Annotated in this window: 19 protein-coding genes; 15 read left to right on the top strand and 4 right to left on the bottom strand. The window is 35.8% G+C overall.

The window, feature by feature from the left end; translation table 11 throughout:
* Positions 1-37: 37 nt before the first annotated feature.
* The 7 genes from NU09_RS03755 (at position 38) to NU09_RS03785 (ending at position 6921) form a co-directional block, all read left to right on the top strand.
* On the top strand, positions 38-1252 hold the full coding sequence (locus tag NU09_RS03755) for an RsmB/NOP family class I SAM-dependent RNA methyltransferase (protein ID WP_129749920.1): 1215 nt from the start codon (positions 38-40) through the stop codon (positions 1250-1252).
* Between the two features lie 65 nt (positions 1253-1317).
* Positions 1318-1899, top strand: coding sequence for a Crp/Fnr family transcriptional regulator (locus NU09_RS03760; protein ID WP_129749921.1), 582 nt, complete (start codon positions 1318-1320; stop codon positions 1897-1899).
* Between the two features lie 71 nt (positions 1900-1970).
* Complete coding sequence (locus NU09_RS03765) at positions 1971-2441, top strand: acyl-CoA thioesterase (protein ID WP_165357654.1); 471 nt, start codon at positions 1971-1973, stop codon at positions 2439-2441.
* A 29-nt stretch (positions 2442-2470) separates the two neighbouring features.
* Positions 2471-3244 (top strand): helix-turn-helix transcriptional regulator, encoded by a 774-nt coding sequence (locus NU09_RS03770; protein WP_207209748.1) that lies wholly within the window; start codon positions 2471-2473, stop codon positions 3242-3244.
* 67 nt (positions 3245-3311) lie between these two features.
* Complete coding sequence (locus tag NU09_RS03775) at positions 3312-4049, top strand: antibiotic biosynthesis monooxygenase family protein (RefSeq protein WP_207209749.1); 738 nt, start codon at positions 3312-3314, stop codon at positions 4047-4049.
* Positions 4050-4080: 31 nt separating this feature from the next.
* Positions 4081-5331 (top strand): GldM family protein, encoded by a 1251-nt coding sequence (locus NU09_RS03780; RefSeq protein WP_129749923.1) that lies wholly within the window; start codon positions 4081-4083, stop codon positions 5329-5331.
* A 165-nt stretch (positions 5332-5496) separates the two neighbouring features.
* Positions 5497-6921 (top strand): L-serine ammonia-lyase, encoded by a 1425-nt coding sequence (locus NU09_RS03785; protein WP_129749924.1) that lies wholly within the window; start codon positions 5497-5499, stop codon positions 6919-6921.
* A 30-nt stretch (positions 6922-6951) separates the two neighbouring features.
* On the opposite strand, the gene NU09_RS03790 is transcribed toward NU09_RS03785, so the two are convergent.
* Entirely contained in the window at positions 6952-7389 is a 438-nt protein-coding gene (locus tag NU09_RS03790) for a nuclear transport factor 2 family protein (RefSeq protein WP_129749925.1), read from the bottom strand.
* Positions 7390-7515: 126 nt separating this feature from the next.
* On the opposite strand from NU09_RS03790, the gene panB reads away from it, so the two are divergent.
* The 4 genes from panB (at position 7516) to NU09_RS03810 (ending at position 11564) form a co-directional block, all read left to right on the top strand.
* Entirely contained in the window at positions 7516-8334 is an 819-nt protein-coding gene (gene panB, locus NU09_RS03795) for a 3-methyl-2-oxobutanoate hydroxymethyltransferase (protein WP_129749926.1), read from the top strand.
* A gap of 45 nt (positions 8335-8379) precedes the next feature.
* Complete coding sequence (locus tag NU09_RS03800; protein ID WP_129749927.1) at positions 8380-9069, top strand: RluA family pseudouridine synthase; 690 nt, start codon at positions 8380-8382, stop codon at positions 9067-9069.
* Positions 9070-9231: 162 nt separating this feature from the next.
* Complete coding sequence (locus NU09_RS03805) at positions 9232-10572, top strand: hypothetical protein (protein WP_129749928.1); 1341 nt, start codon at positions 9232-9234, stop codon at positions 10570-10572.
* 131 nt (positions 10573-10703) lie between these two features.
* Positions 10704-11564, top strand: coding sequence for a neutral zinc metallopeptidase (locus tag NU09_RS03810; protein ID WP_129749929.1), 861 nt, complete (start codon positions 10704-10706; stop codon positions 11562-11564).
* Here the strand turns inward: NU09_RS03810 and NU09_RS03815 are convergent.
* Positions 11561-11794, bottom strand: a complete 234-nt coding sequence (locus NU09_RS03815; protein WP_129749930.1) for a hypothetical protein — start codon at positions 11792-11794, stop codon at positions 11561-11563. The genes NU09_RS03810 and NU09_RS03815 overlap by 4 nt on opposite strands.
* 127 nt (positions 11795-11921) lie before the next feature.
* On the opposite strand from NU09_RS03815, the gene NU09_RS03820 reads away from it, so the two are divergent.
* Genes NU09_RS03820 through NU09_RS03835 form a run of 4 tightly spaced genes read left to right on the top strand, consistent with a single transcriptional unit; the run spans position 11922 to position 17041 of the window.
* Positions 11922-12419, top strand: a complete 498-nt coding sequence (locus NU09_RS03820; protein WP_129749931.1) for a metallophosphoesterase family protein — start codon at positions 11922-11924, stop codon at positions 12417-12419.
* The gene (locus NU09_RS03825) at positions 12419-13702 is read left to right on the top strand and encodes an anthranilate synthase component I family protein (protein ID WP_129749932.1); all 1284 of its coding nucleotides are present in this window, start codon (positions 12419-12421) and stop codon (positions 13700-13702) included. The genes NU09_RS03820 and NU09_RS03825 overlap by 1 nt, the downstream gene beginning before the upstream one ends.
* A 33-nt stretch (positions 13703-13735) precedes the next feature.
* A complete protein-coding gene (gene tilS / locus NU09_RS03830; protein WP_129749933.1) occupies positions 13736-15046 on the top strand; it encodes a tRNA lysidine(34) synthetase TilS in 1311 nt (436 codons plus the stop codon).
* A gap of 6 nt (positions 15047-15052) precedes the next feature.
* A complete protein-coding gene (locus tag NU09_RS03835) occupies positions 15053-17041 on the top strand; it encodes a protein-disulfide reductase DsbD family protein (RefSeq protein ID WP_129749934.1) in 1989 nt (662 codons plus the stop codon).
* 31 nt (positions 17042-17072) lie between these two features.
* On the opposite strand, the gene NU09_RS03840 is transcribed toward NU09_RS03835, so the two are convergent.
* Positions 17073-18428 (bottom strand): FAD-dependent oxidoreductase, encoded by a 1356-nt coding sequence (locus NU09_RS03840; RefSeq protein ID WP_129749935.1) that lies wholly within the window; start codon positions 18426-18428, stop codon positions 17073-17075.
* 76 nt (positions 18429-18504) lie between these two features.
* The gene (locus NU09_RS03845) at positions 18505-19584 is read right to left on the bottom strand and encodes a T9SS type A sorting domain-containing protein (protein ID WP_129749936.1); all 1080 of its coding nucleotides are present in this window, start codon (positions 19582-19584) and stop codon (positions 18505-18507) included.
* Between the last annotated feature and the right edge of the window lie 8 nt (positions 19585-19592).

Raw genomic sequence — 19592 nt, forward strand, 5'->3', positions numbered from 1 at the left:
CTAAAAAATAATACCTTTGCAGCTTCAATTCACAAAAATGAGATTACACAGAAATTTAGTGTTTACGGTTATCGACTCCCTTAACTTTATATTTAATGAGGGAGAATATGCCGATAAGGTTGTGGCAAAGGCTTTAAAGAAAGACAAACGTTGGGGAAGCCACGACAGAAAATTTGTTGCGGAAACAATATATGAAATAGTTCGCTGGAAACGCCTGTATGCAGAAATTGCAGAGGTTAAAGAACCTTATAACAGAGATAACCTTTGGAGGGTATTTGCTGTTTGGGCTGTACTTCGCGGATATAACCTGCCAGACTGGAAATATTTTGAAGAAACTCCGGTACGCCGTATAAAAGGCCGTTTTGATGAGCTTTCTAAAGTAAGAAAGTATCGTGAGTCTATTCCTGATTGGATGGATGAGCTTGGTGTTAAAGAGCTAGGTGAAAAAAAATGGGAAAAAGAACTTGCCGCACAAAATGAGCAGGCAAAAGTTATACTTCGCGTTAATACCCTAAAAACTACAAAAGAACAGCTTCGTGCCATTTTAATGGACAGCAATATAGAAACCGAATTCCTTAAGGAATATCCGGATGCACTTGTATTAACAGAGCGTGCTAATGTATTCCTTACACAGGCATTTAAAGATGGACTTTTTGAAGTTCAGGATGCGTCGTCTCAACTTGTGGCACGTTTTCTTGAAGTAGAACCAGGTATGAGAGTAGTTGATACCTGTGCAGGTGCAGGAGGTAAAACACTTCACATGGCTTCTATGATGGATAACAAAGGACAGATTATTGCTATGGATATTTATGAAAGTAAATTAAAGCAATTAAAACTGCGTGCTAAAAGAAATAGTGTTTTCAATATTGATTACCGTGTAATTGAAGGGACTAAAACTATTAAGAAACTTCATGAAAAGGCAGACAGGGTTCTTATTGATGCACCTTGTAGCGGACTTGGGGTTCTAAAACGTAATCCGGACAGTAAATGGAAATTGGAGCCTGAGTTTATTGATAACATCAAGAAAACACAGAGAGAAGTACTGGAAAGTTATTCTAAAATAGTGAAGCCGGGAGGTAAAATGGTTTACGCAACCTGCTCGGTATTGCCTTCTGAAAACGAAGAACAGGTAAAACATTTCCTTACTACAGAAATAGGTCAACAATTCACTTTCATAAAAGAAAATAAAGTATTGGCTTCAGAATCCGGATTTGACGGATTCTATATGGCGCTTCTTGAAAGAAAAAAATAATTTAAGCCTCCCAATCGGGAGGTTTTTTATTTGTGTAACTTTGAGTTATCCAAATAATTACTGCTATGCTAAAAACAGAAAAGAAAGTCAGTTTTTTTGACAGCGTCTCCCCTTTTGTAAAAGTAAGTCCGCAAAGTAAATCGGCACTTCTTTCTGTAATGGTAAAAGAACATTTTCCTAAAGGGCATGTCTTAGTACCTTTGGGTAATATCTGCAGGCATGTATATTATATAGAAAAAGGATTATCCCGTACATTTTACATAAAAGACGGCAAAGAAATAACTGAGAATTTTTGCATAGAAAACACCTTTACCTGTTCTATGCCGGCATCCATAACCAATATACCAGACAACAGACAGATTGAGCTTTTAGAAGCTTCCATTATTTGGTCTATGTCATATACTGAATTAGAAAAACTATATGACGATTACCATGATATAGAAAGACTGGGGCGTTTTGTAGTTACTAACGAGCTTGTAGGCATGCATCAACGATTAAGTGATCTTCAGTTCCGTTCTGCAGAAGAACGTTATAACAACCTTGTTCAAAATAATCCTACCCTGTTACAAAGGGTTTCCCTGGGACTCATTTCTTCCTATCTGGGTATAACTCAGGAAACATTAAGCCGCATACGCTCCAAAAACTGATTTTTTGATAAATGTCAAAGGAAAAGCCTTTGTACTGTTCCAACTTTGTTTTCATCAAAAAAGAAACAATTATGGAACTAAAAACATTTTACAAAATCAGGTTTAACGACTGCGATTCTTTTAAACACCTTAATAATTCAGGCTATATAGATTATATGCTTAATGCCCGTGAAGATCATTTAAAAGAATTTCACGATATAAGCATGACTTACCTTTACAGTAAAGGATCTGGATGGATGGTAAACAAACATGAAATAATTTACCTTAATCCTGCCAACTATGGCGAGCAGGTATGTATTAAATCAAACCTGATGAAGTATGGCAATGACTCATTAATGGTAGAAATGACAATGTGGGATGAAAACGAAACTCATATCAAAGCCATTTTATGGACAAAATTCATACATATAAACCTGCTTACAGGTAAAAGGGATAATCATCCTGAATGGTTTGAAAAACTTGCCATACCACTGGAAAACAGTGGAATATTAGAGAGCTCATTATCAGAAAGGCTTAAAGTTTTAATGGCTCAAAAAGTATAATTTGTAAATTTGAATAAAGTTTACAGGAAATGAAAATCAACAACTTTTCTCCTTCTCCTTCATTAAAACCTTATATAAAAGGTTACATGGTTATTGAAAGTAAGGAAGGGATGAATACTACAACACTTCCTGACACTTCAATTGTAATAGCTTTCAGGTTAAGGGGGAAAGTTAGTTTTACTCATAACAATACAGTCAATACTATAACATCAAGCTCGATTAGCGGATTACGCAAAGGCGTACGCCAATTTAATTACTCCGCTGATACTGCTACCCTGTTGGTAAAATTTAAGGAAGGCGGAGCCTCTGCCCTTTTTAAAGATCCCATGCACGAGCTATTTTCACACACAGTGTCTTTAGATAATCTTGTTAGAAATTCCGTATTAAGAGAAATTGAAGAAAGAATAGCCGAAGCTGACGATTATTATCAGGCTGTATTGATACTTGATGGCTTTCTTATGACCCTAGTTAAGAATAATGAGAAGGACAGCTTAATACACGAGGCCATAAAAAGAATACAATTTACCAAAGGAAATATAAGGATAAACGAACTTGCCGGGTCTTTACCTATAAGCAGGGATCCTTTTGAGAAACGTTTCCGTAAAATAACAGGCACTTCACCAAAACAGTTCGCATCCATTATTCGTTTAAGGGATGTGATTGATAATCATAAAGAAAGTACCAATCTAACTACCATAGCTTTTGATGCCGGATATTACGATCAGTCACATTTTATAAAAGACTTCAGGCTATTTACAGGAAAAGCGCCTAAGGACTTCTTTACTTCCGGTCAATGGTGGTAATTCAATGATTTTTTACAATTACAGGGTTTTTATAGCAGCTAGCTTTGTATAAGCTAAATAAACTGATATGAAAACAAAATTTTTAATGCTGTTATGTCTCTTAGGCATCCAACAGCTAACTGCACAAAATAATAAACCTGTAAACCAAAAAAACATGAACGAATACACGCTGTTTTTCCACTACCCCGTCATCAATTATTCTGATAAGCAAAACGAACAACTTAAGCAACAATGGCAGGCCTTGCTTAAAAACTGGAAAGAGAGAGGTATCTATATCTCTGCAAATGTGTATCAGCCTAATGCTATAATTGTTGAGCAAAACAACAATAAGGAAACCGACTTCTCTTCCGAAGGTAATTTTGTGGGAGCCATCGTAAAAATCAAGGCTGCCAATAAAGATGAAGCTATAACCTTCACAAAAGAAACACCTGTTTTTTCTGTTAACGGCAGTGTAGAAATAAGAGAAGAAAGACCTAGACCTAACAAAACAGTTCCAGTACTATTTATAGATACTTTTACTGTTCCTGACAAAGCAAAAACAGATTTTTTGGAACGTGTAAAAATAAACAGGGATTTACTAAAAACCTTACCCGGATTTATTGAAGATCATGCTTATGAAAAAACTGCAGGTAATAGTAGTTTTAATTATGTTACCATAGCGGTTTGGGAAAATGAAGAGGCTATTGAAAATGCAAAACAGCAAGTAATGGCTTCTTACAAAAAATCAGGATTTAATATGCCCGAATTCTTAAAGAAGAACAAGATAATACTTCATCGGGCTGCATATAAAGAAATAGAAAACTAATTTTACGTATGTTTGTTTCAAACCTTACCCTATGAAGCAAACATTTTTCTTCTTGTTTTTATTTCTTACCAGCCAACTCTTAACCGCTCAGACTAATAATATCTCCGTTATTTCTGTTGAAAAAGCAAACATAGTTTACAGAGGTATAAGTAATCCTATCAAAATTGCTGTGCCGGAAGCCAAATCATACAATGTTACCAGCAGTGGTAAACTGACCAAAAAAGATTCATTAGGTAATTACTATTTAAACGTTAATGGCATACAGGGCAAAACAGTAAAAATAAATATCGAAACTACTCTTGCCAATGATAGTATTATAAAAGAATACAAAGAGTTTGAAGTAAGAGATATTCCTCGTCCCAGAGCAAATATAATTAGCAGTTATAATGGAGGTGCCTGTGAGATGACTTTATCCCAATTAAAAGAACTCAAACTTAATGTAGTTATTGATAATATGGCTTTTAATTTCGATCAGAATTACAGTAAAGTAATGTCTTTTATTATCAAGGCTGAAGGATATGAAAATATATGGATTGAAGGTGATTCAATAACCCCTAAAGCTTATTCAGTTCTTAAAAATCTTAAAGCTGGAACTGAATTATATATTTATGATGTACATCAATATAATCCTCATAATTATTGTCTTCGCTCTCTCGGTCCTATTATAATAAAAATAGTTGAAGAAGTAAACTATGACATACCAGTACCCGAAGTAACAACTCAATACAACAGTAATATTGTTTACAGAGGTATTAAAGACACTTTAAAAATATCAGTGCCCAACGCAAAATCGTTTAAGGTAAAAGGAAAAGGACTCAAAGTACTACCTGACAGTATTTATGTAATGGATGTAGGTAAAATAAAAAAAGACAAAACCTATCTGGAATTTGAAATAGTAAATCAAAACGATTCTGTAATCTATACTAAAGAACTCCTCTATGTAAAAAATAGAGATACTTCACCTAAAAAAATTACAGTAAACGGAAAAGGTTGCAGTAACTGCATTCAGAAAATGACATTACAGGAACTAAAAGATGCTGTTATTGATATAACGGAAGATGATGAGCAAAGTTCTTTAACTCAATATGTGGTTTTAGGTTTTAATATACAATTGCCTGATGGTAGTAATATAGATGTAAATAACAATATAATTACAGATACTGTTTTTGAGCAACTCTCTACCCTACAGCAAAACTCAATTATTGAGATAGACGTGTTTTATTCTTTGTTTAGTTATTCTCTCAAACTTACACCATTAAAGGTGATGATTGTATCAGAATAATTGTTACTCAACCAACAAAAAATTTAAAAACTAACAATTTAAATATTGTTTGTTATAAGCATTTTACCATATCAACAATTTTTCATCTATATCGTTTTAGTATCATCAATTTAATTACCTTTGGGCGCTTTGATTAAGCAGCAATAATTATATTTTTGTATTACTATGAATGAATGTATTTCAGTTTTCGATATGCTTAAAATCGGCGTTGGCCCATCAAGTTCGCACACTTTGGGACCATGGCGTGCTGCCGAACGTTTCCTTCAGGAGCTTCGTGATCAGGGCATTTTTGAAAAAATAGACCGCGTTAAGGTAGACCTGTACGGTTCACTTTCCCTTACAGGAAAAGGCCATGCTACAGATCTTGCCGTAATGCTTGGTTTAAGCGGTGCCGACCCTGAATATGTTCCCATAGAAAGTATTCAAACAACTATAGATGATATTAACCTGCAAAAACAACTGTTTTTAGGCAGCCTTAAGGTTATACCGTTTAACCCTGAAACTGATATTATTTTCAATAGGGACTTTCTTCCTTTTCATGCTAACGGAATTACTTTTACAGCTTATTATGACAAGGTTGAGTATATCTCTACATTTTATTCTATAGGAGGCGGTTTTGTTGTTAAAGAAGAAAGAACCAATGCTCTGGAAAATGCCATTATTAAATGTGCATTCCCTTTCCCTACAGATAAGGCTGATGACTTGTTGAAATTTACACAGCAGGAAAACAAAATGATATCTGAGATTGTGTATGAAAATGAAAAATCCATACGCACTGAAGAAGAAATTCATAACGAGTTAATGCGTATATGGAATACCATGTTGGAATGTATGTATATTGGTTGCCATAGCGAAGGTGTATTACCAGGCGGACTTAATGTTCGTCGCAGGGCTTTTGATATGCACCGTAACCTGATTGGCGAGCTCCCGTACAACAGCCCTCAGGAATGGCTTCAGGTAATTAGAAAAACTGAGGTTAAATTCCGTCAGATATTAAAATGGGTAAGCTGTTTTGCACTTGCCGTAAACGAGGTAAATGCAGCACTGGGCCGTGTGGTTACTGCCCCTACTAATGGTAGTGCAGGTGTAATACCGGCTGTACTTATGTACTATATGGTAATTGAAAACCACGATGCTAACGAAGAACACATAAAACAGTTCCTTATGGTTGCAGGAGAAGTAGGCAGTATCTTTAAAAAAGGTGCTACTATCTCTGCTGCTATGGGAGGATGCCAGGCAGAAATAGGTGTATCATCTGCTATGGCTGCAGCTGCACTTTGTGAAGTTATGGGCGGTTCTCCCGAACAGTGCCTTATTGCTGCCGAAATTGCAATGGAACATCATTTAGGAATGACATGCGACCCTATTGGCGGACTTGTTCAGGTTCCTTGTATAGAGCGTAATACCATGGGTGCAATTAAAGCTATTAATGCTGCCGAGCTGGCACTTGAAACAGATCCTAAAAATGCTAAAGTACCATTAGACAAAGTGGTAAACACTATGTGGCAAACGGCAAAGGATATGAACAACAAATACAAAGAGACATCAGAAGGCGGACTAGCCGTTACAGTAAATATTGCCGATTGCTAATAAAAAGGCCTGCTGATAAAGCAGGCTTTTTTATGCTCTTTTTCGGGTATCTATAATGTATATTATTTTCCAGACTCCATTGTCATTAAAAAGCTGAAAGGAGTTTACTCCCTTATGGCTTAGCTTGCCATCAACATAAAACTCATAAGGTGTCCATACATGTGCCATTGCACCGTCATACTGAATTTTATATTCCAATAGTTTTTCTTCAAGTTTTATCGCATTAGGGACCGCAGCAATAGCAGCAAAAAACTTAGCTGCCTCATCAGTTGTAAGCGACACCTCCCCTTTCTCGTTCTGGCTTACCGACTGCAGCTTAAGCCCTTCATCACATACCGATTGTATTTTAGTAACATCTTTAGAATTAAGTCCTTCAAAAAATACATCTATTGCTTTTTTAATTTCTTTATCCTGTGCAAACAGTCCTGTGGTACATACTACAAAAACCAACAAAAATATTTTTCTCATAATCTGTAACTTTTACATAATAGTAAATGTAGTGCTTTATTGTTATAATACAAGTCAATAAAAGCTACTTATTATACCTATTCTTAGTGCAATTTAGTACATTTACGGTCTTAAAATTTTCAGGTTATGTCTACAGCTAAAAAAGATTATAAAAGAATTACTACAAGATCATTAATAGAAATGAAAGCTAACGGAGAAAAAATCTCTATGCTTACTGCCTACGATTATACTATGGCAGGCATTACAGATGGTGCCGGAATAGATGTAATACTTGTAGGAGATTCTGCTTCAAATGTAATGGCAGGTCATGAAACTACATTGCCTATTACACTTGATCAGATGATATATCATGCGTCTTCTGTAGTAAGAGCTGTAAAAAGAGCTCTTGTAGTGGTTGATTTACCTTTTGGTAGCTATCAGTCAGATCCTAAAGAAGCCCTTAGGTCATCTATCAGGATTATGAAAGAAAGTGGAGCTCATGCCGTTAAACTTGAAGGTGGGAGTGAAATAAAAGATTCTATTAAAAAGATATTACACGCAGGTATCCCTGTAATGGGGCACTTAGGGCTTACCCCTCAGTCTATTTATAAATTTGGTACTTATACTGTTCGCGCCAAAGAAGAAGAAGAAGCCGAAAAACTGATACAAGACGCCAAAATGCTTGAAAAGCTGGGTTGTTTTGCTGTTGTGTTGGAAAAAATACCCGCTAAACTTGCCAAAGTCGTTGCCGAAAGTATTTCTATACCTGTAATAGGTATTGGTGCCGGTGGCCAGGTCGACGGGCAGGTACTTGTTATACACGACATGTTAGGTATGAACAACGAATTCAGTCCACGATTTTTAAGACGATACCTTGACCTTTATACAGAAATGACTAAAGCTATATCACAATATGTAAGTGATGTAAAAGCTAAGGAATTCCCTAACGAAAACGAGCAATATTAATATCTAGATTTTTAGATCTATTGGATTATTTGATTATTTGCCTAAATGAAGATAGTATCAGATAAAGACAATCTCCAAGTCCTTTATGAAGACAACCATATTATAGTGGTTAATAAGCGTGTGGGAGACATTGTACAGGGAGATAAAACCGGAGACAAGCCCCTAAGCGATGTGGTAAAAGAGTACATCAAACAAAAACACGACAAGCCGGGTAATGTATATCTTGGAGTAGTACATAGGCTGGACAGGCCTACTACAGGTATTGTCCTTTTTGCCAAAACATCTAAAGCGCTTTCAAGGTTAAACGATTTGTTTAAAAACCGGGAAACCCAAAAAACATATTGGGCAATAGTTAAAAACAGACCTGAAAAGGACAGCGATACTTTAGTACACTATCTTAAACGCAATGAAAAGAGCAATACTTCCAGAGCACATATAAAAGAAGTACCAAACAGTAAAATGGCAAGTTTGGATTACACCATTATCAAAGCGCTGGATAATTATTATGCTTTGGAAATAAACCTGCATACGGGACGCCATCACCAGATAAGATCACAACTTTCTGCAATAGGCTCTCCTATTAAAGGTGATTTAAAATATGGCTTTGACAGGAGTAATCAGGATGGCGGCATACACCTGCATGCCCGTAAACTGAAACTTATCCACCCTGTGACCAAAGACCTTTTAAGCATTACAGCCCCTGTGCCTGATGACAGGATATGGAAATCAGTATAAAAATTAAAATACCCAGTCTTGGGTATTTTTTTTGCCTTGTAAATACCTGAAATTTGTTTAGTAGTAATTATAATTAAGTTGTTATAATGTTATTTTTTCACAATTTTACTGCTTAAGTAGCACATATTTTCTAAATTAGTTACACCAAAAACAAACAATTATATGAAAAGAACTTTACTACTCTCGCTAGGTCTCTTAGCAACAAGCAGTTATGCACAAGAACATTTTTCAGGTATAAACACTTCAAAGCGAACAGGTATCCTTAATGCATCTGTAAATCCGGCTGAACTTGTTAATTTAAAAAATGATAACGAAGTAAATGTATTTACATTCAGTGCAAACGTGTCTAACAATAAAATCACTTTTGGTGATCTGGTAGGCGGCGAAGACTTGGGCGACCTAATATTTACGGGAAGCGAACCCGTTAACATGCGTGCTGATGTTGAAATTTTAGGACCTTCATTCGCCATGAAATATGAAAAATGGGCTTTTGGTGTAACTACCGGAGCTAAAATTAAAGCCAGCCTTGTTGATATAGATGTAAATCTGGGAGATGCATTAGTAAATTCAGATATTAACTCTTTGTTATTCAATCAGGTAGATATTAATACAGATTATAATCAAAGGGCGACTTCCACAGCCTGGGGCGAAATTGGCTTCTCAGCAGCAAGGGAAATTTTTGAAAACGATATTCACAAGTTCTCAGGAGGTGCAACTTTTAAACTTATATTCCCCGGTACCTATGCGAACATGTCGGTAAGCCAACTTAATGGTACAATAGAATATGCCGGGCCTCTTGTTGGGCTGACCGATGCTACTGCTAATATAAACCTTGCCTACTCCGGAGCATTAGGAGACAGCTTTACAGATAGTGGTAATTTTAGTGAATTCTTTGCTGGAGGGCTAAACGGTTTTGCTGCCGATTTAGGTGCTAATTATCAATGGAAAAACGAAAACGGCGGATATAAAATAAATGCAGGTGCTGCGGTAAAGAACATTGGCTCCATGACATTTAAGGATGATAATAATGTAAACCGTAATTATGATCTTAATATACCACAGGGAGAATACTTGGATTTAAGACAGTTTGAAGATGTTGATAATATTGATGAGGTAGAAGAAATATTAGTTAATAGTGGCTATGCTACACTTACAGAATCTGAAAAGGATTTCAAGATCAAACAGCCTACCGTACTATCATTATATGCCGATGCCAATGTTTACAATAATTGGTATGTAACTGCTTATCTGCAACAAAAACTTAGCGATGCCAGCGATAATAACAGGGTTGGTTCTCAAAATATCTTTACGGTTACACCTCGATATTCGACAAACTTCTTCGAAGCCTACGCCCCATTTTCAAGTAATGAGATCTCAGGATTTACTGCCGGTATAGGGTTTAGGATTGGCGGATTCTTTATTGGATCCGGTTCAATACTTTCTGCGGCTATTGGAGACACAACACAGGCAGATGGCTACCTAGGCTTCCGTTTCGGTTTATAATAGGTAAACTAAATTATAAAATAAAAGAGCTGTTTAAAACAGCTCTTTTTGCATTTATTTATCACTAAAAAGAATTTACATCATAAATTTTATTAGTAAATTCACTACATCAAAAAATAATCTTTATTCTTATGAAATGGAAAGGCCGAAGAGAAAGTGGTAATGTTGAAGACCGCAGAGGTATGTCTAGCGGTAAAATTGCTGCCGGAGGTGGTGTAATTGCTATAATTGTTGTGCTTCTTAATATGTTTATGGGTGGAGATAGTACAGAAGTTATAAACGAAATCAATAATCAGCTACAACAACAAACCACAACCGAAGAGCCTGTTCCTTTAAGTGCCCATGATGAAGAAATGGGTAGAATGGTAAAAGTAATATTGGCTGATACCGAAGATGTGTGGCATAAAATATTTCAGGAAAACGGAATGGTCTATGAAGAACCGACATTAGTTCTTTTCCGTAACTCTGTTCAAACTGCCTGTGGAGGAGCTTCTTCTGCTTCAGGGCCTTTTTACTGTCCTTTAGATCGTAAAGTATATATGGATTTATCCTTTTTTGAAGAGTTACAATCACGCTTTGGTGCAAAAGGAGGCGATTTTGCAATTGCCTATGTAATTGCCCATGAAGTAGGCCATCATGTACAAACACTATTAGGGACTTCTGCAAAAGTTAGGGAGCTGCAACAGCAAATGTCGCAAACACAAGGTAACAAACTATCAGTGGCTTTAGAACTTCAGGCTGATTTCTATGCCGGGTTATGGGCACACTATAACGAAGAAATGAATCAGGTTCTTGAAGCCGGAGATATAGAAGAAGCTTTAAGTGCAGCACATGCTGTGGGCGATGATGCTATACAAAAGAAAGCACAGGGGCATGTAGTACCTGATTCTTTTACACATGGTACATCTGCACAACGAGAGTATTGGTTTAAAAAAGGGTTTAATACAGGCGACTTTAACGCCGGGACAACATTTGATGATCTTGAACGCTAATTATTCTTTTTAGCGTTCATTATCTGCCACTGGTCTTCTATGTATTTAATTTTTCTAACCTCTTTCATTATAGACTCCAGTTCATCTTCATAATAATCAGCATCATCTTCCTTATTTATAGAATCAAGGTCCTCTGCCCTTTCTAGTAATATATCTATAACAGGCATAACCCTGTTTTTTACGTATGGCGACAATTTGCCAAATGCTTCCTGTAGTTGTGCTTTAATCATATTACAAATTTGGTGATTTTTAAATTAGCTTCCTTACCAAAAAGCATATTTTTTAAAACTCAACCATGCTTGGCGATGTACTGCCAAACTTGTAACTTTGACGTTTAAACAATAACCGGCATAACCGTTGAAAAAAATACTTCTCCTTTCAGATACCCATAGTCATCTAGACGAAACCATAATGAAATATGTAATACAGGCAGATGAAGTTTGGCATGCCGGTGATATTGGTGACCTTTCCGTTACCGACACCATTAAAAAAGAAAAACCGCTTAAGGCCGTTTACGGAAATATAGACAGTGCCGAGGCTAGGCTTGAGTTTCCTTTAAATAATAGGTTTCTTTGCGAAGGTGTAGATGTATGGATTACACATATTGGCGGTTATCCGGGAAAATACAATCAGGCAATAAGGGAAGAAATCATGGCAAATCCTCCCAAATTATTTATTTGCGGACATTCGCACATACTTAAGGTTATGCCCGATCCAAAACTTAATTTAATACATATGAATCCCGGTGCGGCAGGAGTACATGGTTTCCATCAGGTTCGTACCATGCTTCGTTTTGAAATAAACGGCGATAATATTCAAAATCTTGAAGTAATAGAAATAGGCAAACGCGTTTAATGAGAACTTCAGTTATTCATATACTAAATAACCCAAAACTGTTTAAGCAACAGCTCCTTAAATGGGCACAACAATACAGGGAAGTTGAATTTTTAGACAGTAATGATTATCATCAGCATTACTCATCTTTTGATGCTGTTTTAGCTGCAGACGCTCTCACGTCTGTGAAAACAGATTTCTTTAGGGCTTTTGATGATTTAAGTGCCTATCAGCAAACTACAAGAGACTGGCTTTTTGGTTATTTATCTTATGATTTGAAGAATGATACAGAAGCCTTACTTTCCAATAACTATGACGGACTTGAATTTCCTGATTTGTTTTTCTTTCAGCCAAAAAAGTTGTTCTTTATAAAAGGAAATACGGTTGAGATAGCCTATCTGGCAATGTGCGATGACGAACTGGAAGATGATTTTAAGGAAATACTTTCAACAACTATTGATTCTGTTACCGATTTGCCGCTAAGAATCAATCAGCGAATTTCTAAAGAAGCTTATATTGAGAAGACAAACAAAATGTTAGAGCATATACACGTTGGTGATATATATGAGGCTAACTTTTGTATGGAGTTTTATGCTGAAAATGCTGTTATTAATCCGTTCTATAAATATCTGGCTTTAAATGCCATATCAGAACCTCCTTTTGCAGCGTTCTTTAAAAACCATAAGCATTATTTGCTATCCGCTTCCCCGGAAAGATATATCAGAAAAGAAGAAGAGAAAATTATCTCTCAACCTATAAAAGGAACAGCAAGGCGAAGTACTGATGCAGTTGAAGATGAAGCCATAAAACTGGAACTGACACAAAACGAAAAGGAACGATCGGAAAATATTATGATTGTTGACCTCGTGCGTAATGATTTGTCAAGAACTGCAAAAAAAGGTTCGGTTAGTGTGGAGGAGTTATGTGGTGCTTACACCTTTAAGCAGGTTCACCATTTAATATCAACAGTTGTATCAAGACTGGATTCAGAATTTAAATCTGTAGATACAATCAGGACCTCATTCCCTATGGGAAGCATGACGGGTGCACCAAAAATTTCGGCCATGCAGATTATTGAAAACCTTGAGGAAACCAAACGCGGACTTTACAGTGGTGCTGTAGGTTACTTTACCCCTACCGGAGATTTTGATTTTAATGTGGTAATAAGGAGTATACTTTATAACGAAGAAAATAAATATATTTCATTTTCTGTTGGTAGTGCCATCACATCTAAAGCCATACCTGAAAAGGAATATGAAGAATGCCTGCTTAAAGCACGTGCCATGAGGAGTGTTTTAGAGTAGTGTCTTAAATTCAAAAATTCATTACTTTTGGAGATGCTTTTAAAACTGCAGAAACATCTAAATCAAAACCTTCCTTTTTTACAGGATAAAAAACTGTTACTTGCCATAAGTGGTGGTATAGACAGTATGGTTTTGGCAAATCTTTTCCAAAAACTGAATTATGACATTACTATTGCTCACTGCAATTTCGGTTTAAGAGGAGAAGAAAGTGACGGAGATGAGAATTTCATTAAAGACTACGCTACTCAAAATAATATAAAAATATTTGTAACTCATTTTGATACAAATAAATATGCTTCAGATTTTAAACTATCCATTCAACTGGCTGCAAGACAGTTAAGATATAACTGGTTTTACGATTTGATGAAGGAAAAGCAGTTGGATTATCTTCTTACCGCACACCATCTAGATGATAGCCTGGAAACTTTTCTAATAAATCTTAGCCGTGGCACAGGAATTGAAGGGCTTACCGGCATACCACAACAAAACGATAAAATTATTCGTCCGTTACTTCCTTTCAGCAGATATGAAATTGAGGAATATGCCAAGGAAAATAATATCAGTTGGAGGGAAGACAGTAGTAATGCCTCAAATAAATACATGAGAAACAAACTACGTCATGATGTGGTTCCTGTTTTAAAATCCCTGAATCCATCTTTTATGGACTCATTTCAGGATACTCTTATACATTTACAGCAAACACAATCGCTTGCTGAAGATGCATCGGTATTAGTTTATAAACAGGTTGTTACAGAAAAAGAAAATCAAAAGCTTATTAATATAAATGAGCTTAAAAGATTACCTAACTATAAGGCCTATTTATACCAATGGTTAAATCCGTTTGGTTTTACAGCGTGGGATGACATTTATGAATTATCTGACTCACAATCTGGCAAACTGGTATTGTCCGATAGGTACAGGCTGTTAAAAGACAGGGAATACCTTATTTTGGAACATATCGTAGAACCTGTTACAAATGTTTATGAAATACCCGAAGGTATAACAGAAATATCACAGCCGTTTCATATAAGGTTGATAAGTGTTAATAAAACATTAAAAAAAATTGAGAATAATGCAATTTACGTGGATGCTGCTACGTTAAAATTCCCGTTATTTGCAAGGAAATGCAAGGAAGGTGACTATTTTTGTCCCGCCGGCATGAAAGGACAAAGGAAAAAGGTCTCTAAATATTTTAAGGATGAAAAAATGTCATTAAGTGAAAAAGAGAAAACCTGGCTGCTTTGTTCTGGTGATCAGGTTGTCTGGATCATTAATAAACGTGCCGATGAACGATTTAAGGTTACCGACCAAACAACACAAATTTTAAAAATAGAAGTTTTATAAATTAAAATGAAAAAAGCTGCTTTACTATTCTTGTTCCTGTTTTCATTTATAGCAGGAAGTGCACAAATTCTGGAGCCGGTAAAATGGAAATCCAAAGTTGAAAAAAAATCAGACACAGAATATATTATATCTTTTGACGCAACAATTGACGAGCACTGGCATATGTACTCTCAGTTTTCTGCTGATGGTGGCGGACTTCCCCTTGAAGTTAGCTTCAATAATTCTGAAAATAACTATGAAGCCGTAGGTAAAGCTACCGAAAGCGAAACTAAAAAAGAGTTTAATGATACCTTTGGTGTTGAAGAAACCTTTTTTGAAAAAGAAGCTCATCTACAGCAAACTATAAAAATATCAAACCCTGATATTGCTCTTGTACAGGTTGTTCTTAATTATCAGGTTTGTAAGGAGTCTTGTATATGGGGCGAAAATCTATTTGTAGTAAACCTTAAAGACCTTACTGTTAAAGAAGTAAAAAACTTTGAGGAAGTTGTTGTTCCTGCCGGTAATAAAGAAGAGGTTAAAGCTTCTGCATCTGAAGGCAGTGATAATAAAAAAAAAGAAGAAGAAAAGAATGATCCATGGGGAATTTTTATAGGGACACTTATAGCAGGTATACTGGTAACCTTTACACCATGTGTATTCCCTATGATACCTATGACTGTAAGCTTCTTTATAAAACAAAATACAAGTAAGACAAAAGGTAAATTCAATGCAGTATTCTACGGTCTTTGCATCATTGTTATTTATGTATTGATATCCCTGCCTTTCCACATATTTGAAGGACTTGATCCAAACATATTTGCTAACATTTCTACAAACGTTTACCTAAATCTTTTCTTCTTTATAATATTTGTAGTATTTGCAATTTCATTCTTTGGAGCCTTTGAAATAACAATGCCTAACAGCCTTGCCAACAAGGCAGATAACGCATCAAACCTTGGTGGTTTACTAGGCGTGTTCTTCATGGCATTAACTCTTATCATTGTATCGTTTTCATGTACAGGTCCAGCTTTAGGCTTTATATTAGGTAGTGTACTTTCTACAGAAGGCGGAGCAACTTTACTTACCATTGCTATGTTTGGTTTTGGGCTTGGTTTAGCAATGCCGTTTATGTTGTTTGCTATTTTCCCTAGTTTAATGAGCAACCTTCCAAAATCAGGAGGATGGCTTAACTCAGTAAAAGTTGTATTTGGTTTCATTGAGTTAGCTTTAGCATTTAAATTTTTATCAAATGCTGACCTTGTTTTACAATTACACCTTATCGAAAGAGAAGTATTTATAGCTATTTGGGTGGCGATATTTGCAGCCCTAACATTATACCTTTTCGGAAAATTCTCTTTACCTCATGATAGTCCGCTATCGCACTTATCAGTAGGAAGAATGCTTTTAGGTATTATATCAATGGCATTTACTGTTTATTTAGTTCCGGGGTTATGGGGTGCGCCATTAAAATTAATCAGCGCCTTCCCTCCTTCATTAAAATACAGTGAATCACCTTTCGGTATAGGCGGATCGGGTGCGGCTGTTTCTTTAGATAAATTACCTGAAGGAGCTAATTTAGCCGCTCATGGTATTATAGCTTTTGAGGATTATGACAAAGGTTTAGCCTATGCTAAAGAAATGAACAAACCTGTTATGCTTGACTTTACAGGATATACATGTGTTAACTGTCGTAAAATGGAAGAGCTTGTTTGGTCTGACCCGGCTATACTTTCAATCTTAAAGAATGATGTAGTACTTATTTCTCTTTATTGTGATGATGAAAAAGATCTTCCGGAAAGTGAGCAGTATGTATCTGAAACAGGTAAAAAGATTGAAACATATGGTGAAAAATGGAGTGATTTTGAAATTTCAAAATACAAAACCAATGCAAGGCCATTCTATGTTCTAATGAATCATGAAGGAAGTAACCTTAACGAACCGGTTGCTTACACTCCGGATATACAGGAATATTTAAACTGGTTGCAGGAAGGAACTGCAAACTTTAAAAAATAGTAAAAAGCCCTCTATGTTGAGGGCTTTTTATTTATATATCATTAATTAGTTTCCTTGCTGCTGTCTGTACAGGATCCCAAACCGGGGAAAATGGAGGCGCATATGATAAATCTAAATCAATAATGTTTTGAAGCGTAAGATTGTGGGTTAAAGCAGTTGCCAGTACATCAATACGTTTTGCTGCTCCCTCCTCTCCTATTATCTGTCCTCCCAATAACCTTCCGCTATTTTTCTCGGCAAGGAGCTTAACAACTATCTTCTTGGAACCCGGATAATAATGTGCTCTTGTTCGGCTTTCTATTTTTGCCGTTACATAATCAATATTCAATTTTTGCAATTGCTTCTCTAATAATCCCGTACGGGCAACTTCATAACTGCATACTTTACACACTGCAGTACCCACTACACCTGGAAATACTGCCTTCTCTCCGGCTATACTACCTCCGGCTACAAGTCCGGTTTTATTAGCAATTGTACCCAAGGCAATATACACCTGCTCCTTACTTACCAAATGATGGGTCAGCGCACAGTCTCCGGCAGCCCAAACATCAGGAATATTTGTTTGTTGTTGGGCATTAACCTTAATAGCACCTTTGCTGTCTAGCTCAACAGCACTTCCCTTCAAAAAATCGGTATTAGGTCGGGAACCCATCCCTAAAACAACCATATCTGTAGGGATATTTCGTTTGTTACTTATTACGGAAGTTACTTTACCATTATTCACCTCAAAACCTGCCAATTCCTCATTTACAAGTAACTTTACACCTAATCCTATTATAGCTTCCGATACCAATTCTCCCATATCGGGATCAAGAGTATTCATAACCTGTTCAGACCGGTTAATCATGGTAACTTCAAGTCCGCGCTCTAAAAGCGCTTCAGCCATTTCAAGACCAATATACCCACCTCCTACTATTACCGCATTTTTAGGTTTCTTTTCCTCAATATAGCATTCTATATTGATACCGCTTTTAAGCGTGGTAACACCAAAAACATTTTCAGAATCATATCCTTTTACATCAGGACAAAAAGCCTTACCTCCAGTGGCAATTAGTAACTGGTCATAACTTTCCCATAACTCCTTATCCTCTTTTTTGTTTAATACTTTGATTTTTTTATTATCAGTGTCAACCTCAAGAACAAGATGTTGAGTGCGCACATCGATATTATATTTATTCCTGAAAGTTTCAGGACTTCGTACAATAAGTTCTTCATAGGTCTTAACCTTTTCCGAAACAAAATAAGGTATACCGCAAGCCGAATAAGATGTGTAATCTGATTTTTCAAAAACTATGATTTCCCTTTCAGGTTGTTCCCTTCTTACTTTAGATGCAGCAGTCATACCGGCGGCATCACCACCTATAATTACCAACTTATTGTTTGCCATTTTTCGTTGTTACTCTTGGTTATCTACTAAAGATAGTAAGAAATTTAGTGGCATTGGGTTAAAAAGGATTTAAAAGCTATTCAATAATAATCTTTTTTGAGATTCTCTGTCCGGTGCTTAATTTAAGTTCTAATATATAAGTCCCGGAAGACGCACCTGAAACATAAAATTCATCGAAACTTTTGCTACTGAAATCCCTGATAATTCTTCCTGAAATATCATATAATCGTGATTCCAAAATATCATTTTGGCTTATGTTAGTTTCAATCTCAATTTTATTGGTTACAGGATTAGTAATATTGATGTAGTTACTTGCCTGCCTAGTATCCGGTATATCCAGACTATTGCAAACAGCATCTGTAGAGAATAAATCATATAATGCGGCTGCACCTTCTACTTTTCCGGGTAATTCCATTACCTGCGGATAAAGTATTTTATTTTGTAAATCAAGTTCATGCAAAGTACTATTGTCCAGATAAGTACTGTAAACAACTATATAGGGTGTTGAACTATCTCCATTATTTATGCTAAATGCACCATTTGGATGATACCCTTCAGGCAAATAATCCTCAAAGCTCATATAGGGGCAACTTTCCGAAACATTCTGCATATTTATTTGGTATATTTCATAAAAAGAAGAATCTGTTTCTTGACAAACTAAAAATAATTTGTTTTCATAAAAAAACAAGTCTCCAAGCGGACGTATATTATTAGGTAGAGAACCCATAACTTCAAATGTTTCGAGCTCAATATTATATTGATACATATAGGCATTATTATTTGTATAACCTGTTGCATAAATAGAACTACCTGCCACACATAATGAGTTTAGGGGATAATAAACTGTATTATAAATACTTTCACAGTATTCATTTCCATTTATACTTATTACATAGAAATCAGTAGACTTACAATAATAAATACTATTATTACTGTCTATACCTATATCTTTAATTGCATTACTATAATAAGAGTTTGAATTACAGGTGTTAATCTCTTGCAGGCTTAAATCGTTTAAATTTATTTCATAAAGATAATTCTCTGTATACCATTGCGAACCAGTATATATCATATCTGTCGCAGTTATATATGCCTGTTGAGAGAAACATAATGATGAAATAAAAAAAAGCAGTAATAAAGATGTGGTTGTTCTCATATTTTTAC

The sequence above is a fragment of the Flavobacterium beibuense genome, from assembly GCF_004151245.1.
Taxonomy (GTDB): Bacteria; Bacteroidota; Bacteroidia; order Flavobacteriales; family Flavobacteriaceae; genus Flavobacterium; species Flavobacterium beibuense_A.